The organism is Streptomyces sp. NPDC021019 (assembly GCF_044333295.1).
In the GTDB taxonomy this organism is placed as follows: Bacteria; Actinomycetota; Actinomycetes; order Streptomycetales; family Streptomycetaceae; genus Streptomyces.
The window spans coordinates 684700-711437 of sequence record NZ_JBIRQR010000002.1 but is presented as its reverse complement, the minus strand read 5'-3'; the positions used below and the strand labels follow the sequence as shown (position 1 = coordinate 711437).

At 71.3% G+C, this 26738-nt stretch carries 23 protein-coding genes and 1 pseudogene; 14 read left to right on the top strand and 10 right to left on the bottom strand.

Translation table 11 applies throughout. The features are described from left to right. The first annotated feature begins 1 nt into the window (after window position 1). From ACH4RG_RS14150 to ACH4RG_RS14140, 3 genes are all read left to right on the top strand, one after another. Entirely contained in the window at window positions 2-1288 is a 1287-nt protein-coding gene (locus tag ACH4RG_RS14150) for a PP2C family protein-serine/threonine phosphatase (RefSeq protein WP_397917227.1), read from the top strand. Beyond that, complete coding sequence (locus ACH4RG_RS14145; protein ID WP_397916694.1) at window positions 1285-1638, top strand: STAS domain-containing protein; 354 nt, start codon at window positions 1285-1287, stop codon at window positions 1636-1638. The genes ACH4RG_RS14150 and ACH4RG_RS14145 overlap by 4 nt, the downstream gene beginning before the upstream one ends. Window positions 1639-1987: 349 nt before the next feature. Next, window positions 1988-2485: a GAP family protein gene (locus ACH4RG_RS14140; RefSeq protein WP_398539552.1), complete on the top strand. Its 498-nt coding sequence runs from the start codon at window positions 1988-1990 to the stop codon at window positions 2483-2485. Here the strand turns inward: ACH4RG_RS14140 and ACH4RG_RS14135 are convergent. After that, window positions 2428-2823, bottom strand: a complete 396-nt coding sequence (locus tag ACH4RG_RS14135) for a VOC family protein (protein ID WP_398539780.1) — start codon at window positions 2821-2823, stop codon at window positions 2428-2430. The genes ACH4RG_RS14140 and ACH4RG_RS14135 overlap by 58 nt on opposite strands. On the opposite strand from ACH4RG_RS14135, the gene ACH4RG_RS14130 reads away from it, so the two are divergent. Both ACH4RG_RS14130 and ACH4RG_RS14125 read left to right on the top strand, forming a co-directional pair. Next, window positions 2779-3276, top strand: a complete 498-nt coding sequence (locus ACH4RG_RS14130) for an isochorismatase family protein (RefSeq protein ID WP_398539779.1) — start codon at window positions 2779-2781, stop codon at window positions 3274-3276. The two genes, ACH4RG_RS14135 and ACH4RG_RS14130, sit on opposite strands and share 45 nt — an antisense overlap. A 283-nt stretch (window positions 3277-3559) precedes the next feature. Continuing rightward, window positions 3560-4456, top strand: a complete 897-nt coding sequence (locus tag ACH4RG_RS14125) for a haloacid dehalogenase-like hydrolase (protein WP_398539551.1) — start codon at window positions 3560-3562, stop codon at window positions 4454-4456. A gap of 1143 nt (window positions 4457-5599) precedes the next feature. On the opposite strand, the pseudogene ACH4RG_RS14120 reads toward ACH4RG_RS14125, so the two are convergent. Continuing rightward, window positions 5600-5779, bottom strand: a pseudogene (locus ACH4RG_RS14120) (transposase); the annotation flags it as partial. Window positions 5780-5982: 203 nt separating this feature from the next. Between ACH4RG_RS14120 and ACH4RG_RS14115 the strand changes: the two are divergent. Together ACH4RG_RS14115 and ACH4RG_RS14110 are read left to right on the top strand one after the other, a co-directional pair. Next, window positions 5983-7149, top strand: a complete 1167-nt coding sequence (locus tag ACH4RG_RS14115) for a hypothetical protein (RefSeq protein WP_397916691.1) — start codon at window positions 5983-5985, stop codon at window positions 7147-7149. Further along, a complete protein-coding gene (locus ACH4RG_RS14110) occupies window positions 7146-7490 on the top strand; it encodes a hypothetical protein (RefSeq protein WP_397916690.1) in 345 nt (114 codons plus the stop codon). Before ACH4RG_RS14115 ends, ACH4RG_RS14110 begins: the two co-directional genes overlap by 4 nt. Before the next feature lie 44 nt (window positions 7491-7534). Here the strand turns inward: ACH4RG_RS14110 and ACH4RG_RS14105 are convergent, their stop codons facing one another. From ACH4RG_RS14105 to ACH4RG_RS14090, 4 genes are read right to left on the bottom strand one after another with little or no spacing between them, the layout of a single operon-like run. Then, window positions 7535-8332 (bottom strand): hypothetical protein, encoded by a 798-nt coding sequence (locus tag ACH4RG_RS14105; protein WP_398539550.1) that lies wholly within the window; start codon window positions 8330-8332, stop codon window positions 7535-7537. 45 nt (window positions 8333-8377) lie between these two features. Then, complete coding sequence (xdhC, locus tag ACH4RG_RS14100; protein WP_398539549.1) at window positions 8378-9304, bottom strand: xanthine dehydrogenase accessory protein XdhC; 927 nt, start codon at window positions 9302-9304, stop codon at window positions 8378-8380. Window position 9305: 1 nt separating this feature from the next. Next, window positions 9306-11723 carry a xanthine dehydrogenase molybdopterin binding subunit gene (xdhB, locus tag ACH4RG_RS14095; protein WP_397932255.1) on the bottom strand — a complete coding sequence of 806 codons (2418 nt, stop codon included), beginning with the start codon at window positions 11721-11723 and terminating at the stop codon, window positions 9306-9308. After that, window positions 11720-13183, bottom strand: coding sequence for a xanthine dehydrogenase small subunit (locus ACH4RG_RS14090; RefSeq protein ID WP_397916686.1), 1464 nt, complete (start codon window positions 13181-13183; stop codon window positions 11720-11722). Before ACH4RG_RS14090 ends, xdhB begins: the two co-directional genes overlap by 4 nt. 765 nt (window positions 13184-13948) lie before the next feature. Between ACH4RG_RS14090 and ACH4RG_RS14085 the strand changes: the two genes are divergently transcribed. The 3 genes from ACH4RG_RS14085 to ACH4RG_RS14075 are packed head-to-tail and all read left to right on the top strand — an operon-like array spanning window position 13949 to window position 17402. Beyond that, complete coding sequence (locus tag ACH4RG_RS14085) at window positions 13949-15277, top strand: uracil-xanthine permease family protein (protein WP_397917225.1); 1329 nt, start codon at window positions 13949-13951, stop codon at window positions 15275-15277. Then, a complete protein-coding gene (locus tag ACH4RG_RS14080) occupies window positions 15274-16695 on the top strand; it encodes an amidohydrolase family protein (RefSeq protein WP_398539548.1) in 1422 nt (473 codons plus the stop codon). Before ACH4RG_RS14085 ends, ACH4RG_RS14080 begins: the two co-directional genes overlap by 4 nt. Continuing rightward, window positions 16692-17402 (top strand): sulfite exporter TauE/SafE family protein, encoded by a 711-nt coding sequence (locus tag ACH4RG_RS14075; protein ID WP_397916684.1) that lies wholly within the window; start codon window positions 16692-16694, stop codon window positions 17400-17402. Before ACH4RG_RS14080 ends, ACH4RG_RS14075 begins: the two co-directional genes overlap by 4 nt. Here the strand turns inward: ACH4RG_RS14075 and ACH4RG_RS14070 are convergent. Further along, window positions 17386-18429, bottom strand: a complete 1044-nt coding sequence (locus ACH4RG_RS14070) for a substrate-binding domain-containing protein (RefSeq protein WP_397932249.1) — start codon at window positions 18427-18429, stop codon at window positions 17386-17388. The two genes, ACH4RG_RS14075 and ACH4RG_RS14070, sit on opposite strands and share 17 nt — an antisense overlap. A 383-nt stretch (window positions 18430-18812) precedes the next feature. On the opposite strand from ACH4RG_RS14070, the gene ACH4RG_RS14065 reads away from it, so the two are divergent. Together ACH4RG_RS14065 and ACH4RG_RS14060 are read left to right on the top strand one after the other, a co-directional pair. Further along, window positions 18813-20345, top strand: coding sequence for a sodium-dependent transporter (locus ACH4RG_RS14065; protein WP_398539547.1), 1533 nt, complete (start codon window positions 18813-18815; stop codon window positions 20343-20345). Next, window positions 20345-20482 (top strand): methionine/alanine import family NSS transporter small subunit, encoded by a 138-nt coding sequence (locus ACH4RG_RS14060; protein ID WP_397916681.1) that lies wholly within the window; start codon window positions 20345-20347, stop codon window positions 20480-20482. The genes ACH4RG_RS14065 and ACH4RG_RS14060 overlap by 1 nt, the downstream gene beginning before the upstream one ends. Window positions 20483-20603: 121 nt before the next feature. On the opposite strand, the gene ACH4RG_RS14055 is transcribed toward ACH4RG_RS14060, so the two are convergent. Beyond that, complete coding sequence (locus ACH4RG_RS14055) at window positions 20604-21344, bottom strand: SDR family NAD(P)-dependent oxidoreductase (protein WP_397932247.1); 741 nt, start codon at window positions 21342-21344, stop codon at window positions 20604-20606. Between the two features lie 100 nt (window positions 21345-21444). On the opposite strand from ACH4RG_RS14055, the gene ACH4RG_RS14050 reads away from it, so the two are divergent. Both ACH4RG_RS14050 and ACH4RG_RS14045 read left to right on the top strand, forming a co-directional pair. Continuing rightward, a complete protein-coding gene (locus ACH4RG_RS14050; RefSeq protein WP_397916679.1) occupies window positions 21445-22065 on the top strand; it encodes a TetR/AcrR family transcriptional regulator in 621 nt (206 codons plus the stop codon). Between the two features lie 332 nt (window positions 22066-22397). Beyond that, window positions 22398-23663, top strand: a complete 1266-nt coding sequence (locus tag ACH4RG_RS14045) for an MFS transporter (protein WP_397916678.1) — start codon at window positions 22398-22400, stop codon at window positions 23661-23663. Window positions 23664-23718: 55 nt separating this feature from the next. Here ACH4RG_RS14045 and ACH4RG_RS14040 read toward each other — a convergent pair whose 3' ends face one another. Together ACH4RG_RS14040 and ACH4RG_RS14035 are read right to left on the bottom strand one after the other, a co-directional pair. After that, window positions 23719-25134, bottom strand: coding sequence for a carboxyl transferase domain-containing protein (locus ACH4RG_RS14040; RefSeq protein WP_397916677.1), 1416 nt, complete (start codon window positions 25132-25134; stop codon window positions 23719-23721). Then, window positions 25124-26683: an acyl-CoA synthetase gene (locus tag ACH4RG_RS14035; protein WP_398539546.1), complete on the bottom strand. Its 1560-nt coding sequence runs from the start codon at window positions 26681-26683 to the stop codon at window positions 25124-25126. Before ACH4RG_RS14035 ends, ACH4RG_RS14040 begins: the two co-directional genes overlap by 11 nt. Window positions 26684-26738 lie beyond the last annotated feature (55 nt).

Sequence of the window (26738 nt, the reverse complement as noted above, 5' to 3'; positions counted from 1 at the left end):
GATGTGCCGCACCGACCAGGAGCCCGAACCGGGTGAGGAGCAGGACGTGGATGCCACGGACGCGGTGTTCACCTCGCTGCTGGAGGACAGTACCGAGGAGCTGTACGAGCAGGCGCCGTGCGGGTACCTGTCGACGCTGATGGACGGAACCATCGCGAAGATCAACACCACCCTGCTGGAGTGGCTGGGCCTGGAGCGGTCCCGGGTGGTGGGGCGGATGCGGTTCACCGACCTGCTCACCGTGGGCGGCAAGCTGTACCACGAGACGCACTTCGCGCCGCTGTTGCAGATGAAGGGCGAGGTCAGCGGTATCGCCCTGGACATCAAGGCCGTCGGCAAGCAGCGGATGCCGGTGCTGGTCACCTCGAAGGTGAAGACCAGCGAGGACGGCGAGCCCCTGCTGATCCGCACCACCGTCTTCGACGCCCGCGACCGCCGCGCCTACGAGACGGAGCTGTTGCGCGGCCGCCAGGCGGCCGAGGAGGCACGTCGGCAGGCCGATGCCGACCGGGCCCGGCTCCAGGAAGCTCTCGCCGTCCTCCAGCAGAGCCTGCTGCCCGCCGCGCTGCCCGTGGTGCCGGGACTCGAGGCCGGCTCCTACTACCACACGGCCTCCCCGGACCTGCTGGGCGGAGACTTCTACGACCTGTTCCCCCTGGCCGGTGGCCGGTGGGCGTTCTTCCTCGGCGACGTGTGCGGCAAGGGCCCCCAGGCCGCCGCGGTCACCTCGCTGGCCCGCTACACCCTGCGGGCCGCAGCCATGCACGACGCCGACCCCGTCACCGTGCTGGCCACGTTGAACACGGTGCTGCACGAGCGGTACGCCAGCGGCGAGGGCCGCTACTGCACCGCCATATTCGGCGTCCTGCAACCCGCCGACGACGGCCACGTACGCCTGCACCTGGCTTCCGGCGGCCATCCCTCCGCACTGATCCAGCGCGCGGACGGCCAAGCCGACTACCTCCCCACTCCCGGCGGGATGCTCGTCGGCGTCCTGCCGCAGGCCCCGTTCGCCGCCGCCCGCGCCGACCTGCTGCCCGGCGACACCCTGCTCCTGTACACCGACGGCCTGACCGAGGCCCGCACCGGACCCAAACGTGAGCTCTACGGCGAGGACGCCCTGCGCGCCTTCACCGCCGCTCACCCGCCGACGGGCCCCGAGGCCCTGATCACCGCCCTGAGCGGGCTGCTCGCCTCCTTCGGCGACGGCCTTGATGACGACACCGCGCTGCTCGCCCTCGGCGTGCCCGCTTCCCTTCCCACCACCACGAGCGAAGACCTGACATGAGCCCACTCACGATCACCGCCCGAGACGCCGCCACCGGTCCCGTACTGGAGATCACCGGTGACCTCGACCACCACACGGCGCCCGAACTGCGCAAGGCCGTGGACGGCGTAACAGTTGCCGCAGGACAGCTGCTGGTCCTGGATCTGGCGGGTCTGGACTTCTGCGACTCCAGCGGGATCAGCGCTCTGCTGTCGGCCCGGAGCGCGGCCATCGAAAACGGCGGCCACATAGCCCTGGCCGCGGTACCCGCCAACACCGCCCGCATTTTGCGCATCGTCGGCCTGGACCAGGTCTTCGCCCTTCACCCGGACGCGGCGACCGCCACCGCCCGCCGTTCCGTCGCCGGATGATGCTGACTGGGCAGGTCGCAACACGCCGACTTGCCAAGGAACGGAAGCCGAGCGGGTGGGGGTGCCGTCATCGATCCCGGCGATGTGCGGACCGCGGTGAGAGAGGAAGCGGGTCTCCGCTACTTCCTCCGCGTCCTCGCCGGGGCCCAGGTGCATGAGGCGGGATGAGTGCTGCTGTCGTCGCCCGTGTGGGTCCCGATCTCGTACAGAGCCGTGGTCATGTGGTCATCCCTGGGCTGGAAGCGTAGCCGACTGAACTGTCGGTAGCGGGCTCCGCGGGGCGTGTACGGGCTTCCGCTGTCCTGAACGGAACCTGGCAGTTGCCGCCTCTGACCGTGGTGGGCTGATCATGGGCACCACCCTTGGGCAGGTGCTGGCCCCGGCCGTCGGGATCGCTATCAGTCCCGTGCCGATCATCGCGGTGGTGCTGATGCCGACGACACCCCGCGCACGTGTGAACGGCATCGCCTTCACACTCGCCTGGGTGGTGACCCTGGCCGTGCTGAGCACCGTCGTGGTGCTGCTCGGTTCCGGTGCCGGCGGGCACGTGGCCTCCTGGGTGTCCTGGGTAAAGGCGCCGGCCGGGGGGCTTCGTGCTGCTGGGCCTCAAGCAGTGGCAGCGCCGTCCGCGCGAAGGCCACGAGGCCAAGCTGCCCGGATGGACGAAGGCCATCGACACCTTCACACCGGGCCAGGCGGCCAAGTTCATCGGCGACGCGATCAGCGGCCTGACCCCGATGAGCACCCCGAGGTCGGCACGGCGCTGCGTCCGTCCCGGACGTGCTCCGGTCACGCTGTTCCGGCGGGCGGGTCGGCGAAGACCCCTTCCAGCATCCCGGTCGCCTGACCGACCTCGATGAGGTGTCCGTCGGGATCGCGGAGATAGCAGCGCAACTCGGCTTTCCGGTCGATGGGCGGGGTCAGGAATTCCGCCCCCCTGGCGCTCCAGTCCCTGTAACAGGCTTCGATGTCAGCAACACGGATATTGAGGAAGGCCGACGTGGTGTGGGGGTCGCCGGGCGGCTTCAGTGTCACATCGGGTTTGTCGGCGGTCGGGCCGCCGCCGGGATTCATGATGATCCCCTTATCGACTACCAGCCCGAGCGAGTCGGCACCGTTCGGTCGATCGACCATGACCTGATGATGCTCAACGTCACGGCCGTCGCCCGGGCTGTTGCTGCCTATGACCTTCCGGTGGTGCTGAGCACCGTTGGAGTCGAACTGGGCATGAACACCGGAACGATCCAGGCCCTGCGTGCCGAACTGCCGGATGCCCAGGAGATCGACCGGACGACCCTCAACTCCTGGGAGAACCCGGAGTTCCGGGCCGCCGTCGAGGCCACGGGCCGGAGGAAGCTCATCGTGACCGGCCTGTGGACCGAGGTCTGCGTCGCGTTCCCGACGCTCGACATGCTCCGCGAAGGCTACGACGTCTACCCGGTGACGAACGCCATCGGCGGTTTCAGCCGTGACGCCCACGAACGTGCCGTACAGCGCATGACGCAAGCCGGAGCCCAGCCGGTAACCGCCATCTCCCTGACCTGTGAACTGCAGCGCGACTGGGGCCGCCCCGGCGCCGATAGCCTGCGCAGAATACTCCGTTGGTACTTCCCCGAGCTGCAAAAGCTGACCTCGTAGCAGCTCCGGCCCGGGGCCGGAGCGTATGGCCTCTCACGCTGACCCGGTTCTCGTGCCGACGGAACGGAGCGCCAGTCGGATGGCGGTCTGTCTGTCCGGGGCGGCGCCGCTGGTTCTCCGGGCTTCGGCCAGTGCCATGTCGAGCGCGCCGAACAGTTCCTTCGTAGCGGGGGTGATCCGTCTCTCGCCGAGGTGCTCGGCGATCTTGGACCGCTTCGGGAGGCATGCGAGCGGGGGCTGGACGCCGCAGAGGATCAGGTGGCCGCCCGGGGGTGTTCGGCGAGTGAGCCGCACAGCAGGGCCGGCGGCGACGGGCCGCCAGGCGCTCGCGATGGCCGGCGACCTCCAGTCCGCCCGCCTCGACGAGCATCTGCACACCCTCGCCGCCGAACTCGACGCGGGCCCGCCCCGTACGCTCAGGACCTCAAGGACGCGGAGGCGGTTCTGGCGAGGACGGAAACAAGACGTGAGCGGACAGGTTCTCGTGCTGTGGGACATCGACCGGACGCTGCTGTACGTCGGAGACATCGACCGGCAGGTCTACCGGGAGACGTACCACGAGCTGACCGGTCGCACCGCCGGATCCCTCCCCAAGCGGGGCACCGGCACGACGATGCCCCTGGCGGCCTTGCGCATGCTGGTGGAGAACGGCATCGCAGAGGACGAGGCGGCCTCCCTGCTGCCGGCCATGGTCGATCTCCTGCCGCAGGTCCAGCGCCGCCACATCGACGACATCCGACGCGACGGTGTCCTCTTGCCGGGGGCGGTCGCCGCGCTGCGAGCGGTGCATGACGAGCCGGGGTTCCTGCCCACGATCGTCACCGGGAACCTCAAGCCCAACGCACTGCTGAAGCTCGCCGCCTTCGACCTGACCCGGCACGTTCATACGGACATCGGCGGGTACGCCTCGGACGACATGCACCGCCCCTCCCTGGTCGGCATCGCGCAGAAGCGGGCCGAGGCACTCACGGGGCAGAGCTTCGGCCGATCCGAGACGGTGATCATCGGAGACTCGCTCGAAGACGTACGCACCGGCCGAGAGGGCGGCGCCTCAGTCACCGCAGTGGTGTCCGGGACGACGTCGGCCGACGAGCTGGCGGCGGCCGGCGCCGATCTCGTGCTGGAGGATCTGACCGACCAGCGGCGGGTCGTCGACTCGATCCGAGGCCTCGCCGGTTGACCGCCTCGAATAGCGCGCGGGTGCGTCAGTTCGGTACAGCGCTGAGCACGGGATCGCCTACGAAGCTGGGGTTGTACCAACGCGGTGGGGGAAGGAACGCGGTTTCAGGTCCCCTGGGCAAGCGGCGGGCGTACTCTGGCCCTGATTGGCTTGACCGGGCGGGACAGTGGGGGATCCTCGTTGGCCGAGAACCATATATGCCGTTCGTGCGGCCAGCGCATCACTGTCGACGCCACCGGCGGAGTCGCTGCGCACACGAGGCCGCACAGTCCGTTCGCCTGTTTCGCATCCGGTCTCCCCGCCGCCGAGAACGCCAGGCCCGTCAAGGGCGGCCGACGCGATGTGGGACGTCAGCGCGCCCCTGTCGCGCAGGAGTACAAGCTCCCGGAGCGTGTCTACGTCCAGGCCCCACCGTGGCTTCCTGAGTGGAGGCACGCCCATGTTCCCTCAGTTGCCCTCCGCGCATCCGGGGCCGTCGGAATCTACCTGCCACGCCACACCGATTGGGACCATCAGGAGAAGATCAACGCGATGGTCTCCGGCAGCCTTGGAGCCACACACGACGGCAATTGGGGTTGTTGGACGGTCCCTGGTTCGCACTTCCTTCACCTGGCCAATCAGATGCTGCGGCGTCATGACCGGATCATGGTGGGACGTCAGTACAACCCCGGCGAGAGGTGCAACGCCCGCTGCAAGAACGCGCTTGGACCCTTCTGTACGTGTTCCTGCCGGGCGAAGTTCCACAGTCGTGGTCGTTGGATGAAGGACTGGGAGACGATCGACGCGTTGGACACCCGTCACGGGGGACAGTCCTGGCATTGGCTCATTGTCTCGTCTGCACGCTGACACGCGAGTTTCCAGGGTGGGCAGCACCGAATTATCCTGCGTTGATCCGCTGTTGCCGCTCCGACAGCGGCGTTGGCAGAGCTCCGTTCGGGCCACGCCGCGAGCTGGAACCGCGACGGGCGGTTCTCGTGCCGACCGGCCCGGCCTTCGTCGCCGGACCTGCCCAGGGCCTTCTGCATGCGGGTGAGGAATCGGTCGTACTGCTCGTGCCAGAGCACGGCTGACCCCGCGTCCGGATAGGCGTCTGCCTAGCGAATTCCAGGGCCGCGATCTCGTACGTCAGGCCCTCGTGCAGACGGCGAAGTAGTGGTACGTCGCGCTCTTCGGCTGCAGGTCGTTCGGCAACAGGGCCCACTGACAGCCGGTCCGGGGCTGGTAGAGGATCGAGGTCACGATCTCCCGCATCGGATAACGCCCCTGATGCCCACTGACAGAGCGATGCCGGGCCTTCCAGGCCGTGAGCACCGGCTCGATCAACGTTCACCGCTCGTCAGATAAGTCGCTTCGGGGCAGCTTGCGTTCACCCGCTCCCCAGGCCCACCGACTCCGGACCGGCACCTTCCGGCTTCGCTCACCCCACCAGGCGACGCCAGAACCCCTCAAAGAATCACGAACCGCCCACAGAATTCCCCTGCAGTTACGGCCTTCACGCTGCGAGGGGACCTCAGTATGCTCCTCATATGCAAGTAAAGAAAGCAGCGCTGGAGCAGCACATTGCAGTGTTCGGCGAGAGCGGCAGCGGGAAGACCGTCATGCTCTCCTCCTTCTATGGAGCCACGCAGGAGGCTCAGTACCTGCAGAAGAGTCTGTTCCATGTCGTGGCGGACGAAATGGGGCAGGGTACTCGGCTGCATCGAAACTACCTCGGTATGAGGGAGTCGGCGCGGCTGCCCGCAGCCGACCGTTTCTCCGCCACGTCCTATGCTTTCTCGGTCAGACTGAAGGAAGGGTCCGACGCCAAGGCCAATAAGGCCAGGCCTTTCGACGCCTTGCGCCTTGTCTGGCACGATTACCCGGGTGAGTGGTTCGAGGATGACGTGAGCGGGCCGGAAGAGGCCCAACGCAGAGTCGACACGTTTATGTCCTTGCTGGGCTCTGATGTCGCCCTCCTGCTGGTGGACGGTCAGCGGTTGCTGGACAACGCCGGAGAGGAAGAGCGGTACCTGAAGTCGCTGCTGACCAATTTCCGTAACGGACTGCTGTCGATCAAGAGTGATCTGCTCAAGGACGGCAAGCCTCTCGTTGAATTTCCGCGTATCTGGATCATGGCATTGTCAAAGTCCGATCTGCTGCCGAACTTGGACGTGTTCAAGTTCAGGGATCTCCTGGTGGAGAAGGCTGGCGATGACATGGTCGAATTGCGTAAGGTGATCGCTGGATTGGTGGAGGCCAGCGACGCGTTGTCCGTAGGTGAGGACTTCGTGCTGCTCTCGTCGGCGAAGTTCGATGCAGAAAGGATTGAGGTGACCAAGCGCGTCGGCCTGGAATTGATCCTCCCGCTGGCCGCCATGCTGCCATTCGAGCGCCACGTCCGATGGGCCCAGTTGAAACAAATCCCTGTGAAGGTGGCGGAGAGTCTGCTGGGCGGGGCGGGAGCTTTCGCCGCTGCGCTGGTCGGTAGCAAGATCAAGTTGCCCGGTGCGGTAGGTCTCTTGCGTAACGTCGTCGGCCTCGTGCTCTCGAAGGAAGTCCTGAACGAGGCGGCCAAGGTGGCAGGGGATAAACTCAAGAAGATCAACTCCGAAGCGATGGCCAAACAGAACTACCTCACCGCCACGTTGACCCGCTTCCGGATGGACCTGGACAGGGGAGAAGAGGAGAAGGTCTTTCTGAGGAGCGTCAAGTGAGCCTCATCTGGGCTACACGTGGGCGGACCTGGGGTTTCCGGTTTCTCCGTGACGGGGGATTCGGGAATCCACTCCAGGTCTACGACGACGCCTTCTCGGGTGTCGGGGACGAGCCGGAAGTCTGGCGGCGCGTCGCCGAGAAGGGGGCGCTGCGTTTCCCGGATCCCTTGGGACGTAAGGACAGGGCCGGCAGAATCATCCCCCACGAGTTCGTTGTCCTCGGGCCCGTGGTCAATGAGGTCGACTCGGTCGAAGATGCTCGTCAGCTGGTCTGGCCCCAGGTTGCCGACGTATTCAGCCGCATCTGGGAGATGCCCGAGCCGCCCTCGCCCGGCGAATGAATTCAGCGACGCAATTGCCGCTGCCGCCGAGGCGGTGAGTCACGTCACGGCATCTCGTCGTGGGTCAGGACGGGCTGGGGCACCTCGACAAGTTGCCAGTCGTTGACGAGAAACTTCTCCTCGCCCTCGCGCAGCGGCCGTTCCGGGTCGGTGAGGATCAGGCCGCGTCGGTCGCGGCGAGCGAGGCGTCGCCGTGCGGACGATCCGCCTCGACGGAGTCGGTCTTCTGGAACTCCCGGAACTCCGCCGTGCCGACCTGATCGTTCAGTGCGGCGTCCCACCGCGCGCGATGTCCTCACCCGAGGCGTCGGCGTCAGTGGTAGGAAGAACCGGACAGCACTCGGCCACTGCTCGAAGAATCCACGGGCAACCGAGTCCGTCGACGCCTGTGAGACCGAGTCCCACACCGCCCTGCGGAATGCGCGAAGGCCCGGCACCGCGACGGGGTCGGCGCTCGTACCGGTGAAGCGTTGCTTCGCCCGTTCTGACTCGGCGCGGATCGGCACCAGTGGGTCGTCGATTCCCTGAAGTCCGACGATGTCCGGATGCCACTCGCCGAGGTGCCATTTCACAGCGATGGCGAACTCCGTCCCCTCGGCGATCATCTGGTCGAGATGATGCCGCGAGTGCGCGCAGGCGACGATCGAGGTGGCGTCGGCGTCGGTCGCGACGCCGACGCCGACCACGTCGTCCGCCGATATCCGTCCTGCGAGCGCCAGGACGGCTCGATCGAGCGCCGGTCCGAGGCGATCGGACCCATCGCGTGCCCACGCCCAGAGCCCAGTATTCACGGCTCCACGGGTGGCTCTCTGCGACGGGATCCCGCCGACGCCGACGGCCATGAACGCGGCGGCGTCCCGACGGCGCCACCCGAGCGGGCCCGGTGCCTACCCATCCCCAGGGGGTGACTTCTCGGTGAAGGTGTTGCCGCACCCGCCCCGGGCGGCCGCGCGGGCCTTCTCGTCGATGCCGGCCGACGACTCGTCACGGCGGTGCTCCCGCTCCTCGCTCCCCTCGGCCTCGAAGGTGCGCAGCAGGTCGGCCGCGACGCTCACGGCGATGGTCGCGGGGTCCTTGCCGGTGATGTCGGTCAGCCCGATCGGGGTCTTGATCCGGCCGATGGCCGCCTCGTCGTGACCCCCCTCCGTGCGGAGGCGCGCGCGGAACCGCCCCCACTTGGCCGCCGACCCGATCAGCCCGATCGAGCCGAGGTGGGGTGTCCGCAGGGCGGCGTCGCAGAGAGCGGCGTCCTCCGCGTGATCGTGGGTCATGATCAGGACGTGGGTGCCGCGCGGCAGCGCGTCGAGGACCTCCTCGGGCAGCAGTGGAGTGTGGTGCACCCGCACCGCCGCCACCGCGTCCGCGAGGACGGCGAGCCGCTCATCGGCGAGGATGTCCGAGCGGCTGTCGATCAGATGGAGGTCGAGGTCCTGCCGTGCCAGGACGCGCGCCAGTTCCATCCCGACGTGCCCGACGCCGAAGATCGCCACCGCCCGTACCACCGGGAGCGGTTCGAGCAGCACCGAGACCGTGCCGCCGCAGCACTGGACGCCGTGCCGGTTGGTCACCTTGTCGTTCAGGGCGAAATCCAGCAGCTCCGGTTCGGGCGCGGCCGCGGCGATCAGCTCCCGGGCCCGGTCGGTCGTGACCGCCTCGACGTTGCCGCCACCGATCGAGCCCCAGGTTTCGTTCCGCCCCACGACGAGCTTCGCCCCGGCGTTCCGAGGGGCGTGGCCGCGCACGGTCGCGACGGTCACCAGCACGCCGGCCTCCCGGCGTGCTCGCAGCCGGGCGACCGCGGCGAACCAGGTCATGTCAGGCACCGCTCAGTGCTTCCGCCTCGGCTCGCGTCCCGGCGCCGGCGGTGGACCCGTCGCCGTGGTGACCGGTCGGGGCGGATGCGGCCCGACGGCTCGCCTCGATCGCCCAGTACACCGCCTCCGGTGTGGCGGGCGAGGCGAGTTCCACGCTCACCCCGGCGGGCCCGAACGCCGCGGCGGCCTGACGCAGCGCCTCCCGTACCGAGAACGCCAGCATCAGCGGAGGCTCACCCACGGCCTTGGACCCGTAGACCGCGCCCTCCTCGGTGGCGTTCTCCAGCAGCCGTACGTGGAACTCCTGCGGCATCTCCGAGAAGCTGGGCAGCTTGTACGTACTCGCCGCCTGGGTCAGCAGCCGGCCGCGGCCCGGCCCGTCACCGGTGTCCCAGCGCAGGTCCTCCAGCGTCAGCCAGCCCGCTCCCTGCACGAAACCGCCCTCGACCTGGCCGATGTCGATCATCGGGGAGAGGCTGTCGCCGACGTCGTGCACGATGTCCACCCGCCGGACGCGGTACGCGCCGGTGAAGCCGTCCACCTCCACCTCCGCCGCGGCGGCACCGTAGGAGAAGTACTTGAACGGTGAGCCCCGGAACGCCTTCGCGTCCCAGTGCAGGCCCTCGGTCCGGTAGAAGCCCGCCGCCGACAGCTGCACGCGCTGGAGGTACGCGGTGCGCACCAGGTCGTCCCAGGCCAGCTCGTCGTCGCTGCCGAGGGCACGCGCGACGCCCTCGACGATGCGCACGTCCGAGGCGTTCGCCCCCAGTCGGCCACCGGCCACCGGGAGCAGCCGGTCGCGGATCTGCTCGCAGGCGTTCTTCACCGCCGCGCCGTTGAGGTCCGCCCCCGCGCTGGCCGCGGTGGCGGAGGTGTTGGGCACCTTGTCGGTCCGCGTCGGGGCGAGCCGCACCTTGTGCGGCGGGATGCCCAGCGTCGTCGCGGCCACCTGGAGCATCTTGGTGTGCAGGCCCTGGCCCATCTCGGTGCCACCGTGGTTGATCAGGACGGAGCCGTCCTTGTAGACCAGGACCAGTGCTCCGCCCTGGTTGAAGGCGGTGAGGTTGAACGAGATGCCGAACTTGATCCCGGTGACCGCGAGCCCCCGCTTGGTGTTCGGGTGGGCGGCGTTGAACGCCGCGATCTCCCGCCGCCGGTCGGCGACGCGACCGTCGGCGCACACCTGCTGCCAGACCGTGGAGATCCGTTCGGGGTGCGTGACCACCTGTCCGTACGGCGTCGTCTGCCCCCGCCCCGGCCGGTAGAAGTTGCGCTCGCGCAGCTCCGCCGGGTCCAGGCCGAGCAGCGGCGCGCACCTGCCCATGATGTCCTCGATCACCAGCATGCCCTGGGGGCCGCCGAAGCCGCGGAAGGCGGTGTTGGAGACCTTGTTGGTCCTGGCGATACGGCCCGCGACCCGGGCGTTGGGGATCCAGTAGGTGTTGTCGATGTGGCACAGCGCACGGGCGACGACCGGCTCGGACAGGTCCAGGCTCCAGCCGCCGTCCGCCGTCAGGGTGGCGTCCAGGGCCTGGATACGGCCTTCGGCGTCGAAGCCGATCCTCCACTGCGCGTGGAACCCGTGGCGCTTGCCGGACATGGTCAGGTCCTGGGCGCGGTTGAGCCGGACCCGGACCGGCCGGCCGGTCAGCCGGGCGCCGAGCGCGGCGACGGCCGCGAAGCCGTGCGGCTGCATCTCCTTGCCGCCGAAGCCGCCGCCCATCCGCAGGCACTGCACGGTCACCTCGTGACTGTGCAGGCCGAGGACGTGCGCGACGATTTCCTGTGTCTCGGAGGGGTGTTGGGTGCTGCTCTGGACGAACAGCTGCCCGCTCTCGTCGACCAGGGCCAGCGCCGCGTGCGTCTCCAGATAGAAGTGTTCCTGGTCGGAGAAGTGGAACGCGCCGGAGAACACGTGCGCGGAGTCGGCGAAGCCGGCGTCGACGTCGCCGGTGAGCATCACGGGCCGGGCGCCGTGGAAGCTACCGGCCGCGATCGCCTCCCGGAGCGTGATCAGGGAGGGCTGTTCGTCGAGGTCGACCTCGACGGCCGCCGCCCCGAGCCGGGCCGCCTCCAGCGTCTCGCCGAGCACCCAGGCGACCGCGTGGCCGTGGAACATCACCGTGTCGGGGAACAGCGGTTCGTCGTGCTTCATGCCGGCGTCGTTGACACCGGGCACGTCGGCGGCGGTCAGCACCCGGACCACGCCGGGCACGGCGAGCGCGGGCCCGGTGTCGAGCCGGCTGATCCTGCCGTGGGCCTTCATGACCTGGACCGGGTAGGCGTGCAGCACGTCCTTCGTGCGATGGACCAGGTCGTCGGTGTAGAGCGCGGTGCCGGTGACGTGCTGGGTGGCACTCTCGTGCGGCATCGACACGCCGACGACCGGCTTCTCGGGGCGTTGGGACAGCTGGCTCATGAGGAAACCGCCTCGGTGGTCTGCGCGTACAGCTTCAGCAGGCTCTGGCCCAGCATCGCGGAGCGGTAGGCGGCGCTGGCGCGCTGGTCGTTCATCGGCGTGCCCTCCGCCCGCAGTACCCGCGCCGCGGACTCGACGGCCTCGGCCGTCCACGGCCTGCCCTCCAGGGCCTCCTCGGTGGAGCGGGCGCGGATCGGGGTGGCGGCGACTCCGCCCAGACCGATGCGAGCCTTGCGGACGATCCCGTCCTCGACATCGAGCGCGAAGGCGACCGCCACGCTGGAGATGTCGTCGAAGCGACGCTTGGCGATCTTGTGGAAGGCCGCGACGGGCGACAGCGGCAGCGGGACGCGTACCGCGCGGATCAGCTCGCCGGGACGGCGCACGCTCTGCCGGTAGCCGGTGAAGTACTCCGCGAGGGGGACCTGTCGTTCGCCGTCGGCGTCGGCGAGCACCACCGACGCCTCCAGGGCGAGCAGCACGGGCGGACTGTCTCCGATGGGGGAGCCGGTCCCCAGATTGCCGCCCAGCGTCGCGCTGTTGCGGATGAGTCTCGACGCGAACTGCGGGAACAGCTGTGCCAGCAGCGGGACGTGGCCGTCGAGGCGGCGCTCGATCTCGGTGAGCGTCAGTGCCGCCCCGATCTCGACGGCGTCGGATCCGACGCGCAGCTGCCGCAGTTCGGGCAGCCGGTCGACGGCGATCACGCAATCCGCCCTGCGGGCGCGGATGTTCACTTCGACGCCCCAGTCGGTGGAGCCGGCGACCACCACCGCGTCGGGCCGCTCGCGCAGCAACCGCAGGGTCTCGCCCAGGGTGTTCCTCCGCAGGAACGTGCTGCCGTCCCGGACGTACTCGGTGGCGACGGGCGCGGGCGGGGACTGCGCGCGACGCCGGGCGAGCGGGTCCTCGTCGGTGGGGGCGCCGACGGCGTACGCGGCATCGCGAATCGGACGGTATCCGGTGCAGCGGCACAGGTTTCCGCTCAGCGCGTGCAGATCGAAGCCGTTCGGCCCGTGCTCGGGGTCGGCGCCCCCGGCCGGATCCGCGTGGGCGCGGCGGTCGGGCCGGTAGTACTCGGCGGCCATGCTGCACACGAACCCTGGTGTGCAGTAACCGCATTGGGAGCCGCCGCGGACCGCCATCTCCTCCTGCACGGGGTGCAGCGTGCCCGGCGGGCCGGCCGCGGCGACGGTGGCGAGCCCCTCGGAGGTGACCACCTCCTGTCCGTCGAGCGCCGCGGCCGGGAGCAGGCAGGCGTTGACCGCCACCCAGTCGGTGGGCTCGTTCGTCCCGGGGCGGGCGACCAGGATCGCGCAGGCGCCGCACTCGCCCTCGGCGCAGCCCTCCTTGGTGCCGGTGAGGCCGCGCTCGCGCAGGAAGTCCAGCACCGTGGTGTGGGGCGCGGCCGGTGAGATGAGGGCTTCGGTCCCGTTGACCGTGACGCGGGGCGCCGTCACGACAGGCCTTCGTTCCGTCGCGCGGCGGGCCGGTTCACCGTCGTCGTCAATGTCTTCGTCAATGTCGGACTGCTCTCTTGATTCGGACGCGCCACGGGAGAGGAGCGGGCGCGAAGCGGCGCACGACAGCGGTGCGCGGCAAGAAGTGATGGAGAAGGGGCGGAGCGGGGCCGCCGAAAGGTGCCGCGGAAGGGCACAGGAGAAGGGGGCGCGCTCAGCAGCCGTGCGCGATACGCCCCGGGACCCAGGCGGTGCACTCGGCGAGGCGACCGAGGTCGGAGTAGGTGAACATCAGCTGGTCGCCTCCTTTCGAGGGCCGGGGTCGGGCGGTTCACGGCAACGTAGTTGCTGCCGTCAGGGAGGTCAAGAGGCCGTCCGCCGCCGCACCTCGCGTGAGCGCCACCGGCAGCGAGCACGCGGTCGTCTCCGTCCCGGCGGATCCGCCGGGCAAGGCCGGGCGGGCCGTCGTCACAGCTCTTGACGATGGCCGTGAGGGCTCCCCATACTGACGGCCAAATCGATTTGGCCAAATCGATTTGGCCCTCCGTTCGGGGCTGGATCGCGGCTGATGTCCGAGCGTTTCTCACGCCCGAATGGAGCTCCAACGTGTCCAGTCATCGCCAACCCGCACCCGGAGCGGAACACCGACCACCGACGCCGGAGCCGGTCACGCACGACGCCCCGCATTCCGCCGACGCCCCGTACCCGGCCGACGCCCCGCCTTCCGCTGACGCCCCGTACCCGGCCGACGCGTCGTGCCCCGCCGTGCACCCCGTCGACGAGTCGCGCCCCCTGGGGCGGATCGTCCTCTTCGGGATTCAGCACGTCCTCGTCATGGCCGCCACCCCCATCTCGGCGATCTTCCTGATGAGCGCCACCCTCCGGCTCGACGCCGGCCTGACCGTCAACCTGCTCTCGGCGGCGTTCGTGCTCTCCGGCGTCGGGTCCCTGATCCAGTCGCTGGGGCCGTGGAAGTTCGGCCCCCGGCTGCCGTTCGTGATGCTGCCCGGCGGCGCGCCGCTCATCCTGTTCCTCGCCATCGCCGAGCAGCACGGTCTGCGCACCGCCACCGGCGCGGTCATTCTCACCGCGGCCTTCTACTTCGTCGTCCTGCCGGTCTTCTCACGGCTGCTCAGGTTCTTCCCGGCCCTGGTCATCGGCACCATGATCGTCATCGTGGGGGTCAACCTGGTGAAGGTTGGGGCGGTCCTCGTCACCGGCCGGCCCGGCGAGCCCGGATTCGCGAACACGACGAACCTCGCGCTCGGCATGGCGACGATCGGATGCACCGTCGTCTTCTACCTGCTGTTCACCGGCATCCTGCGGCAACTCGCGGTCATGCTCGGCCTGGTCGCCGGCACGGTGCTGGCCGGGCTCCTCGGCCGCATCGACCTCGGCGGCGCAGCCGAAGGCGGTCTGGTCAGCGTGCCGGAGCTGATGCCTTTCGGCTCGCCCCAGTTCAGCCTGGTCGCCGCCCTCCCGCTGATGCTCTACAGCCTCGCCTCCATGGCGGAGGCCACCGGCCAGACGGTCATCAACGCCGAGGCCGTCGGAAAGGAGATCGACACCCGCGCCGACGTCCCCAAGACCGTCCGCGGTGACGCGCTGACTTCCCTCTTCGGCGGGTTCTTCGGGCTGCCGCTGATGGTGACCAGCGGCGAGAACATCGGGATCGTCCGGGTCACCGGCGTCCGCAGCCGCTACGTGACCGCCGCCGCCGGTGTGGTCCTCATCGTCATCGGGTTCCTCGCGCCGGTGACCCGCGCGATCAGTGTCGTCCCGTCCGCCGTGGTCGGCGGCACGGCGATGGTCGTCTTCGCGGTGATCACCGTGCTCGGCGTGCAGATGCTCGGCCGTTCCGACCTCGACCGGCACACCTCCACGTTCATCTGCGCCGTCGCCCTGGCGCTGGGCCTGCTGCCGATCCTCATCCCCGGCGTGTACGCCGGCTTCCCGCCGAACGTCCGCATCCTCCTCGAAAGCGGCGTCGCCGTCGGCGCGTTCGTCGCCGCCGTACTCAACATCCTGTTCCACCACGTCAGGCCGCGTATCGCCGCCCGGCTGACCACCTCACGCACGGAAAGCGACCGATGAACCAGCTCACCCGCGACCACCTCGACTCACCCGGCCCCCTCCTCCTCGTACCCGATGCCGTGCTGCTGCCGGAAGGGCCCGCCGACGGATACGCGGTCGTCGTCGCCGACGGCTCCTTCCGCGCCGTCGGACCCGCCGGGGAACTGGCGCGTACGCACCCGCACCTGGACGCCGTCACGCTGCCCGGCCATCTCCTGATGCCCGGCTTCGTCGACGCCCACCACCATCTGACCCAGAGCTTCGGCTCCGCGCTCGCCTTCGGTGAGCCGTCGGAGATCTTCCGCAGGGTCTGGGTCCCGCTGGAGGGGGCGCTGGACGAGGAATCGGCCTATGCCGCGGCCAAACTGGCGGCGTTGGAGGCCCTGCGCGGCGGCTTCACCACCGTCACCGACGCCGGTACGCGTGCCGATGTGGACGTCGACGTCGTCGCCTCGGCCGCTCGTGACGCCGGAATCCGCTGCGTCCTCGGCCTCGTGTGCAACGACGTCGCCGGCGACCCCGCGACCGCCGCCGAGGACTCCGCGACCACCACCACCGCTGTCCTCGAAAGCGCCGAGAAGCACCTCGCCCGGTACGACGGCGATCCGCTGGTCCACGCCTCCCTCGCCGTCTCGATCCCCGAGGCGGCCACCTCGACGACCCTCCACCGCACCGCACGTCTCGCCGCGGAGGCCGGCGCGATCGTGCAGATCCACGTCAACGAGCACCTGGCCGGGGTCGAACGCTCCCTCGTACGGCACGGACTGCGCCCGCTCGAACACCTGCACAGGATCGGCGCGCTCGGCCCTCAACTGCTCGCCGCCCACGCCACCCTGCTCACCCCCCGCGAACTGACCCTGCTCGCCGACACCGGGACCGCCGTCAGCTACAACCCGGTGGCCAGCGCCTGGAAGGGCAACGCCGTCGCCCCGGCCACCGCGATGGCCGAACGCGGCGTCCGCTTCGGGCTCGGCACCGACGGCACCCGCGGCGACGGGTTCCGCCTCGCGGACGCGGCCGAGTTCGCCCAGCGGATCGCCTACGGACTGGCCACCGGGGACTCCTCGTGCGGCGCCGGCTGGACCTGGCTCGAACACGCCACCGCCGGCGGCGCCGACGCGGTCGGCCTCGGCGCCCGCACCGGCACGGTCGCCGAGGGGCTGGCCGCGGACTTCCTCCTCGTCGACCTCACCACCCCCGAGCTCGCGCTCTCCCGGGACGTGCCGTGGGAGCTGGTACGCCGAGGCAACCGCGACCAGATCACCGCCGTGTTCGTCGCCGGAGACCTACGGCTCTGGCGCGGCCTGCCCACCGGCTGGGACGGCCCCGCCTTCGTACGGCAGGCGGCCGAACTGGCCCGTACAACCGTCGAGAGAGCGCCCATCACCCGCGTACACCCCACGTCCACGGCGGCACGGCAGGGGAGCGCCGCACGGTGAGTACCGAAGCACTCGTGGTCCTCGCCCTCACGGTGGCCGTCGCCGCGTTCGTCCAGGGCAGCAGCGGTCTCGGCTTCGCCCTGATCGTCGCGCCCGTGGCCGGGATCCTCGACCCCGGTCTGCTCCCGGTGTTCGTCCTGGCCGCCATGATCCCGCTCAACCTGTACGTCGCCTGGCGCGAACGCGGCTCGATCGACCTGCGCGGCGCGGGCTGGATCACCGGGGCCCGGCTGGCCGCCACGCCCGCCGGGCTCGCGCTCCTCTGGCTGATCCCGGACCGCAGCATCGGCCTGTTCGTCGGCATCGCCACCGTGCTGGCCGCGGTCGTGAGCCTGGTCGCCCCCGCCTTCACCCCCGGCCGGGCGGCCTACCTCGGGGCGGGCGTGGTGACCGGACTCACGGAGACCGCGACCGGCGTCGGCGGCCCCCCGCTCGCGCTCGTCTACCAGCACCGGCCGCCCGCGGAACTGCGCTCGACCGTCGCCGCCTGCTTCCTCGTCGGGGAAGTGGCCTCGTTGGGCCTGCTGTTCGCGACCGGGGAGGGCGAGCCCGGACACCTGGGTCTCGCGGTGGCGCTGGTGCCGGTGATCGCCGTGGGCGCGTGGCTGAGCCGGCTGGTGCACCACCGGCTGGACGCGCGCCGCATGCGGCTGTGCGTCCTCGTCTTCGCCCTGGTCTCCGGTCTGGTCCTCATGCTCGGGCTGTGACCCGCAGCGACGAGGCACGCGGAACGACCCGCGGCTCGGGCGCCGTCGCCACCGTGGCGGCGGAGCCCTCCCCGCGCAGCCGGCCGAGCAGCAGCTCCACCGCGGCGGCCGCCGCACGGTCCAGATGAAGGTCCACGGCGGTCAGCGGCGGCTCGCAGGTGCGCGCACGCAGCCCGTCGTAGCGGGTGACGACCATGACGTCGCCCGGTACGGTCCGCCCGCTGTCCCGGATCGCCCGCACCGCGCCCACCGCGAACGCGTCCACCAGCGCGCAGACCGCGTCGGTCCCGGGGTGCTCGGCCAGCAGGGCGGCACAGCTCTCGTACCCGGCCTGCTCGCCGCCCGCCTCCGGGGCGCTCGCCACGACGGGCTCCCAGCCGTACTGCTCGGCGACCCGCTCGTACGCGGCGAGCGCGTCGACCGACGAGTGGCGTGATCCGGAGCCGACGAGCAGCGCGGGCCGCCGGGCACCCTGCTCACGCAGATGCGCGAACAGCATCTCGGCGACCGGTCCGCCGCGCAGATCGACGTACGGCGACGTGTCGTCCGGCGACACCGGCCGGCCGAGCGACACATAGGGCAGGCCCCGCTCTTTCAACTGCGCCGCGGCGGCGTCGTTCACGTCGGGCTCGACGACGATGGCGCCGTCGATGTCGACGGAGTACAGGGCGGACCCCGACTGCACGGGCGGTACGAGCACCAGGGCGTAGCCGTGCAGCAACGCGCTCTCCGCGGCGGCGGCGGCGATCTCCATGTAGAACCCGAGCCGCGACGGCCCACCGGCCACCGCGAACGGCATCGAGGAGGCCAGCGCGATGGCCTTCGCCTCCCCCCGGCGCAGCCGCTGGGCCCGGAGGTTGGGCCGGTAACCGAGCTCGGCGGCGACCCGCTTGATACGTTCCCTGGTCCGCGGATCGACCTTGCCGATCCCGTTGAGGGCGTGGGAGACCGTCGTACGCGACACCCCGGCGAGCCGGGCGACATCGGCGATCGTCGGTGGCCGCGAGCCGGGACCGGAGGTTGGCATCGACGGACACTCCTTGCGGGCTGAGGACGGGGCACCCCATCTTCGCCCACCGGCCGCTGGAGCCCGTCGGCCCCGCTGCCCCGACCGGGTTCCTGACCCCGCCGCCCCGACCGGGTCCCTGACCCCGCTGCCGTGGCGCCCCGGGCGGCCCGTCGCAGGCGGGCCCGCGGAGCCTCCCGCGCCGGGCCGCGGCCGGCCTCCGCACCCGGCCGCGCCGACGATCAGGTGCGACCGCCCTTCGGGTGACGACAACTGTTCGACGACAGGACCCGGCCCCGCGGACGCCATCTCCCGGGCCCGGTCACCGCGCCGTCGGGCCCCTCGCCGCGCTAACGTGCCATCAGCTCGACGCGCAGCGGCATGAGGAGACCTGAGGACCGCATATGACAGTGCAGCCACGTGAGCAATGGTCCACCCGCACCGGCTTTCTGCTGGCGGCCATCGGTTCGGCCGTCGGGCTCGGCAATATCTGGCGGTTTCCCGCCATCGCCTACGAGAACGGTGGTGGGGCCTTCCTGCTGCCGTATCTGATCGCACTCCTCACCGCGGGTATCCCGCTGCTGATCATGGAGTACACCATCGGTCGGAAGTACCGGCTCTCGCCGCCCGCCGCGCTGCGCAGGATGGCGCGGCCGGCGGAGGTCATCGGGTGGTGGCAGGTCGTGATCTCCTTCGTGATCGCGACCTACTACGCCGTCATCATCGCCTGGGCCGTGCGCTATGTGGGCTTCTCCGTCGGCCGGCAGTGGGGTGACGACCCGGAGGCGTTCCTCTTCGGCGACTTCCTGCGGGCACCGGAGAAACCGGGCTTCCTGGACGGCTTCGTCCCCGGGGTGTTCTGGCCGCTCATCATCGTGTGGGCGGTGGTGCTGGTCATCCTGGCGTTCGGTATCCGGCGGGGCATCGAGCGAGCCAACAAGATTTTCATCCCTCTGCTCTTCGTCCTGTTCGCCGCGCTGGTGATCCGCGCGCTCATGCTGGACGGGGCGGCCCTCGGACTCGACGCCCTCTTCACGCCGGACTGGTCGGAACTCGCCAACGGCAGCGTCTGGGTCGCCGCCTACGGGCAGATCTTCTTCTCGCTGTCCATCGGCTTCGGCATCATGGTCACCTACGCGTCGTACCTGGGCCGCCGGGCCGACCTGACGGGCTCCGCGATGGTGGCGGGCTTCGCCAACAGCTCGTTCGAGATCCTCGCGGGCATCGGGGTCTTCGCGACCCTGGGCTATCTGGCGACCGCTTCGGGGGTCGGCGTCGACGAGGTCGCCGGCGCGGGCATCGGCCTGGCGTTCGTCGCCTTCCCCGCGGTGATCTCGGAAATGCCGCTCGGCGGCCTCTTCGGCGTGCTGTTCTTCAGTTCCCTGGTGATCGCGGGGCTCTCGTCGCTGATCTCCATCGTGCAGGTGGTCGTCTCCGCCGTGCAGGACCGGACCGGCATGCGTCGTATGCCGGCGGTCCTGGGCATCGGCGGTCTGATCGCGCTGGTGTCGGTCCTGCTCTTCCCGAACGAGTCCGGCATCTATCTGCTCGACGCGGCCGACCACTTCATCAACCAGTACGGCATCGCACTGGCCGCCCTGGTCGGGCTGATCGTCGTCGTCTGGGTGCTGCGGCAGCTGCCCGACCTCCAGCAGAACGCCGACGCCACCTCCGCCGTCCGGCTCGGCCACTGGTGGCGTATCTGCCTCGGTGTCATCACACCGCTGGTGCTGGGCTGGATGATGGTCGACAGCCTGCGGACCGAGTTCGAGGAGAACTACGAGGGCTACTCGACCGGGTTCCTGCTCTCCGCGGGCTGGAGCATCGCCATCGGAGCGCTGCTGGTCGGGGTGATCCTCACCCTGATGCCGTGGCCGGCCGGTGGTGAGGACATCGACCTGGACATGGAGTCGCCAGCCGACCGGAAGGACCGCTGATGTCCACCAGCGCCATCGTCATGATGATCATCGCCATCCTCATCGTCTGGGGTGGGCTGATCGCCGCCATCCTCCGGCTGAGGAAGCACCCGGACGCTCCGGATCCGCTGCCGCCGGGCCCCCACCCGGCCGAGTGACCGCGCCCTGGCGGCAGCGCCGCCCCGCTCACTCACCCGGGGCCACGCTCCGGCCCGTGCGCACACGGTCCGGCAGAGGACGACGGGCCGGGCACTCTCGGTGCTTCGAGCCCGGAGGCGTTCAGGCGGTGTAGCCTCCGTCGACCGCCAGTGAGGTGCCGGTGATCCACTGGGCGTCCGGGCCGGCGAGGAAGGCCACGGCCTTCGCGGTGTCGGCCCCCGCGCCCAGCACCTTCGCCGCGGTCCTCAGCCGCTCCTCCTCGGCCTCGTCCGTGCCGTCCGGGTTCATGTCGGTGACGGTGGGCCCGGGGTCCACGATGTTCGCGGTGATCCCCTTGGACGCCACGTCGTGGGCCAGGCCCTTGGTGAAGCCGATCAGCGCCGACTTGCTCATGGCGTACAGCGTCACGTCGGGGACCGGCACGCGGTTGGCCCAGCAGCTGCCGATGCTGATGACGCGGCCGCCGTGCCCCAGGTGAGGGATGGCCGCCTGGGTGGCCAGGAAGACGGCCCGGACGTGGACGGCCAGCGTGCGGTCGATCTCCTCCAGCGTCACGCCCTCGATCGGGCCGTAGGGGAAGACGCCGGCGTTGTTCACCAGGATGTCGAGCCGGCCGAGCTCCGCCGCGGTCTGCTCGACGGACCGGACGACGGCCGCCGGGTCCGCACTGTCGGCCCGGATGGCCAGGCCCCTGCGTCCGAGCGCCTCGATCGCCTTGACGACCTCCTGGGCCTTGTCGGCCGCGCTCACATACGTCAGGGCGACGTCCGCGCCCTCCTCCGCCAGTCGGAGGGCGGTCGCGGCACCGATGCCGCGGCTCCCCCCGGTCACCAGTGCCACCTTGCCCGCAAGCTGAGGCATATCGCTCCATTCACGCTAGGATTTATTTCTGGGTCGAACGATCCAGAAATACTAAACAGGCAGGATGGCCACGGGTCAACCCGTCCCCGAGGAGGCAGACATGGCCGAACGAGGCCGACCGCGCGCGTTCGACCGGGCCGCGGCGCTGCGGCGCGCGATGGAGACGTTCTGGGAACTCGGTTACGAGGGCACGAAGCTCACGGACCTGACCGCCGTCATGGGCATCAACTCCGCCAGCCTGTACAACACCTTCGGCTCGAAGGAGCAGTTGTTCCGCGAGGCCGTCGCCCTCTACGACCGCACCGCGGGCTCGGCGACCAACCGCGCGCTGCGCGAGGCGCCGACGGCGCGGGCCGCGGTGGAGGCCATGCTGCGCGGCAACATCGACACCTTCACCGACCCGGAGACCCCGAGCGGCTGCATGGTCGTGCTGTCGGCCACGAACTGCTCGCACCAGAACAGGAAGGTCGCCGATCACCTGGCCCAGTGGCGGCGGGCCTCGGTCGCGGAGCTGGAGAAGCGGCTGGCGCGGGCCGTGGAGGAGGGGGAGCTGGAGCCGGGGACGGACGTCCGCGCGATCGCCGCCTTCTACGCGACCCTTCTGCACGGGCTGTCGATAGAGGCCCGGGACGGCGTGCCGCTGGAACGGCTCCGCTGCACCGTGGACCACGCCGTGGCCCTGTGGGACTCCCTGGTGCGACAGCCGGCCGGACAGCGCTGAGGGGCGCCGGGCCGCACCAGCGCCGGACGCCCGCTTGTGCGGCGGGAGGGGTCGATCGCGGGCGGCTGACTTCTCGACCGCCCTGGTGCAGGCGACGGGCAGTTTCTCGGTGGCGGCCGGGTCGTCGACGCCGGAGCCGCGGGGCTCGCCCACCGTGCAGTGGTCCTGCTCCGGGTGGCCCGTCGCGTCCCGTCCCGTCGCACCCGGCGCGCCCCGCCGGTACGCTCCCGCGGGCCGCTCGGGCGCGGACGGGGGCAGACCCCGTGCCGGGGACACCCGCGGAGGGCCGCCTCCCTGTGCGGAAGCCCCACGGTGCGCGGCTACCATCCCCTGTGACCGAAACGACCGAACCGCCCGGGCGCCGCGCCCCCATATTCGCCGACCTCACCCCGCTGCGGCTCTCGCCCGACTACCGACGGCTCTGGTTCGGGAACACCGTCTCCTGGATCGGCCAGGGCATGACGTCGCTGGCGGTCTCGCTCCAGGTCTACGACATCACCGGGTCCGCGTTCTCCGTCGGGCTCATCGGGTTCTGCTCACTCGTGCCGCTGGTCGTCTTCGGGCTCTACGGCGGGGCCGTCGCGGACACCGTCGACCGGCGCAAGCTGGGCCTGTTCAGCGCCGCCGGGTCGTTTCTCCTGTCCGTCGTCCTGGTGGCGGCGACGGCCGTGGGCGTCGAGCGGGTCGGACTGCTGTACGCGGTCGTCGCCCTCCAGGCCGTCTGCTTCGCCCTCAACGCACCTGCCCGCTCCTCGATGATCGCCCGGCTGCTCCCGGCCGAGCAGCTCCCCGCCGCCAACGCGCTGAACTCCATCACCAGCACGACGGGCATGCTCGTCGGGCCGATGCTGGGAGGCCTGATCGTCGGCTGGTGGGGCTACCGCTCCGCGTACACCGTGGACGCCGTCTGCTTCACCGCCTCCCTGTACGCGATGTGGCGGCTGCCCTCGATGCTGCCCGAGCGACAGGACGGCGGCACGGGCAAGCGGGCCTCCGTCCTGGACGGGCTGCGTTTTCTCGGGACCCGGCCGAACCTGCGGATGACCTTCTTCACCGACCTGTGCGCGATGGTCCTCGCCCACCCCCGCGCCCTCTTCCCGGTCGTCGCCGTCCTCTGGTACGGGGGTGACGCCCGGACCACCGGCATGCTGGTCGCCGCCCCGGCCCTCGGCGCGCTGCTCGGCGGCGTGTTCTCCGGCTGGCTCGGCCGGATCCGGCGGCACGGGCTCGCGATCCTGCTGGCCGTCGGCTCCTGGGGCGTCGCCATCGCCGTCTTCGGGCTCACCCGCAACCTCTGGCTGGGGCTGTTGTTCCTGGCGCTCGCCGGATGCGCGGACACCATCTCCATGGTCTTCCGCAACACGATGCTCCAGGCGGCCGTGCCCGACGAGATGCGCGGCCGGCTCCAGGGCGTCTTCATCGTCGTCGTGGCGGGCGGACCCCGCCTCGGGGACTTTCTGGCGGGCTCGGTGGCCGACCTCGCCACCCCCGCTATCGCCGTCACCGGCGGCGGCGTCCTGTGCGTGACCGGCGTGGCCCTGCTCGCGCTGAAGTGGCGCGCCTTCGCCCGCTACGACGCCCACGACCCGCAGCCGTAGCCCCGGCCCCCCGGCCCCCGGCCCCCGGCCCCCCGGCCCGGGCGGTGCCGCCCGCTCAGCTCACGATCGAGCGGGCGAACCCGAGCTCCAGCAGGTCCTGCGGGCGCAGCCGCAACTGGTCGGCGGTGGCACCGGTCTCCGACGGCGGCCGCTTGAGGATCGCGGCGGCCAGTTCGGGGGCGATGACGGAGAAGTAGCTGTCCGCCGTGACATGGGTGTTGTCCGGCGCCGCGAGAGCCAGTGCCCCGCCCGAGCCGCCCTCGCCGATCACCAGCGTCGTCACCGGCACCCGCGCCCCCGCGACGGCGGCGAAGGCGTCCGCGATGGCCGCTCCCGCGCCCGCCCGTTCCGCGTCCGCGTCGTTGGCCGCGCCCGGGGTGTCGACGAGGGTGAGGACGGGGACGCCGAGCCGGTCCGCCAGCCGGATGGTCCGGGCCGCCGCGCGGTACCCGGCCGGGCGGATCGGCGTCCCGCACTGGGCGACGTACGCGACGGGCAGTCCGTCCGCGCGCAGCCCGAAGCCGCACAGCAGCCCCGGGTCCGTACCGCCGCACCGGTCACCGTGGAGCGGGAGCCGGACGCCGAAGTAGTCGGCCAGATACGCCTCCGCGCGAGGTCGCCGAGGGTCGCGGGCCGCCGCCACCGCCTCCCGCCCGGTCTCCGGAAGCCGGGCCGCCGACAGTGCGCGGGGCAACGGGGCGGCGGGGAGCGCGCCGGGTGCGTCGGCCCGGGGCGCGCCGGCCACCGCGCGCGGGCCGGACCGGGGCATGTCGGCCACCGTGTGCGGGCCGAGCGCGCGCAGCCAGTGCGTCACCGCCCGGGCCAGCTCGCCGGGCGGGACGACCGCGTCCACCTGGCCCGCCGCGAACTGCCCCTCGGCGCTGTACGCGTGGGGATCCGCGTCCGCCGGCCGCACCCGGGAACCGGCGAAGCCGACCTGCGCGCCCGGCAGCGCCAGCACCACGTCGGCGCCCGCCCCCACCGTGGCCCAGCCGCCGCCGGTCGTCGGGTCGCGGACCACCGCGATCTGCGGGAGCCCGGCCGCGCGCAGCCGGGTGGAGGCGGCGGCCACCCGCTGGAGCTGGGTCAGCGCGACCATGCCCTCCTGCATCCGGCTGCCGCCGGTGGCGACGAGCGCGAGCAGGGGCAGCCGCCGGGTCAGGGCCAGCTCGTACGCGGCGGCCAGCCGGTCCCCCGTCGACCGGCCCAACGAGCCTCCCAGGAAACCGAATTCGAAGGCGAGCAGCACGCACGCGCGGTCACCGACGACCCCGGTGCCGTACACCACGGACTCCTCCTCGCCGGTCCGTGCCGCGGCCCGCTCCCGCGCCGCGTCGTACCCCGCCCAGCCGAGCGGACCGTCCGGCGGCAGGGGGTGCGGCGGCGGGCGGTGCTCGGTGAAGCCCGCCGCGCCGGTGAGCAGCGCGATCGTCGCCCGGGCCGTCGCCCGGGCGGGGGAGTCAGCCGGCACGGAGCGACCTCTTCATGATCTTGCCCAGGTCGTTGCGGGGCAGGGCGTCCAGGTAGTGCACGGTGCGCGGGCGCTTGTGCGGGGCCAGCTGGGCCGCCACGTGGTCGGCCAGCTCCTCGGCGGGGGGCGGCGAGCCGGGGTCGGCCGCGACCACCCAGGCCACGACCCGCTCGCCCAGGTCCGGGTCCTCCTCGCCGGTCACGGCGGCTTCCCGGACGCCGGGGTGCGCGAGCAGCGCGTTCTCGATCTCGCCGGCGCCGATCTTGTAGCCGCCGCTCTTGATCAGGTCGGTGGCCTTGCGCCCGACGATCGTGACGTACCCGTCCTCGTCGACCGTGCCGACGTCCCCCGTACGGAACCAGCCGTCCGCCGTGTGCGCGGCGGCGGTGGCGTCGGGCCGGTTGAGGTAGCCGGTGAACAGGTTCGGGCCCCGGACCTGGATCTCGCCGATCGCCCCCGGCTCGCCGAGCACCGTGCCGTCCTCCTCCGCCAGGCGCAGCGCCACCCCGGCGAGCGGCGGGCCCACGGTGCCGGGGCGCGGGGCGCCGTCCGCCCGGATCCCCGTGTTCATCAGGGTCTCCGTCATCCCGTACCGCTCGATCACCCGCCGCCCGGTCGCCGCCGCGATGCGTTCGTGGTCGTGCACGGGCAGCGCCGCCGAGCCGGAGACCAGCAGCCGGGCCCCGGCCAGCGCCCCGGCCAGCCCGTCCCGTCCGCCGCCGCCCGCCGGGGAGTCGTGTCCGGCCGCAGGGGAGCCGTGGCCGCCCGGCGGGGAGCCGTCTCCGCTCCCGCCCGCCGGGCCGTCCAGCACCTCCGCCAGCCGGTGGTACATCGTCGGCACCCCGAACAGCATGGTGCCGCCGGAGGCCAGCTCACGGGCCACGCCCTCGGGGGAGAACCTCCCCAGGTGGCGGACGGAGCCGCCGCGCCGCAGCGGGCCGAGGACGCCCAGGATCAGCCCGTGCACATGGAACAACGGCAGCGCGTGGACCAGGACGTCGTCGCCGGTCCACCCCCAGGCGTCCTCCAGCGCGTCCAGGGACGCGGCGACGGCCCGCCGGGGCAGCACGGCGCCCTTGGGCGGGCCGGTGGTGCCGGAGGTGTAGACGACCAGGGCGGGGGACTCGGGGTCCTCCTCGGCCGGAAGGGCCCCGCCCGCCGTGTCCTCCGCGAGAGTGCCCGCCGCCCGCGCGTCCACGGTCACGCGCCGCAGCTTCTCCAGCGCGGGCGGCAGCGCGTCGTCCGGGCCCGCCAGTACGGCCGTGGGCGCGCTGTCGGCCAGGATGTGGGCCAACTCGCGTTCCCCGGTACGGGGGTTGAGCGGCACGGCCGGGACTCCGGCCCGCAGTGCCGCCACCACCGCGATCACCGTCTCCGGCGTCGAGGTGGCCCAGACGGCGACCCGGCCCGCGTCCGCGATGCGGGCGGCGAGCGCGTCGGCGGCTCCGGCCAGCCGGCCGTAGCTCAGGGACAGGTCACCGAAGCGGACGGCCTCCCGGGAGGCCGCCGGACCGGTGGGGGACTGGAGCGCGGGAAGAAGGAGGGTCACGCCGGGAAGCCTAGAGCCTCGGGGCGGGCCCCGCCCGGGCCCGGATGCCGATGAG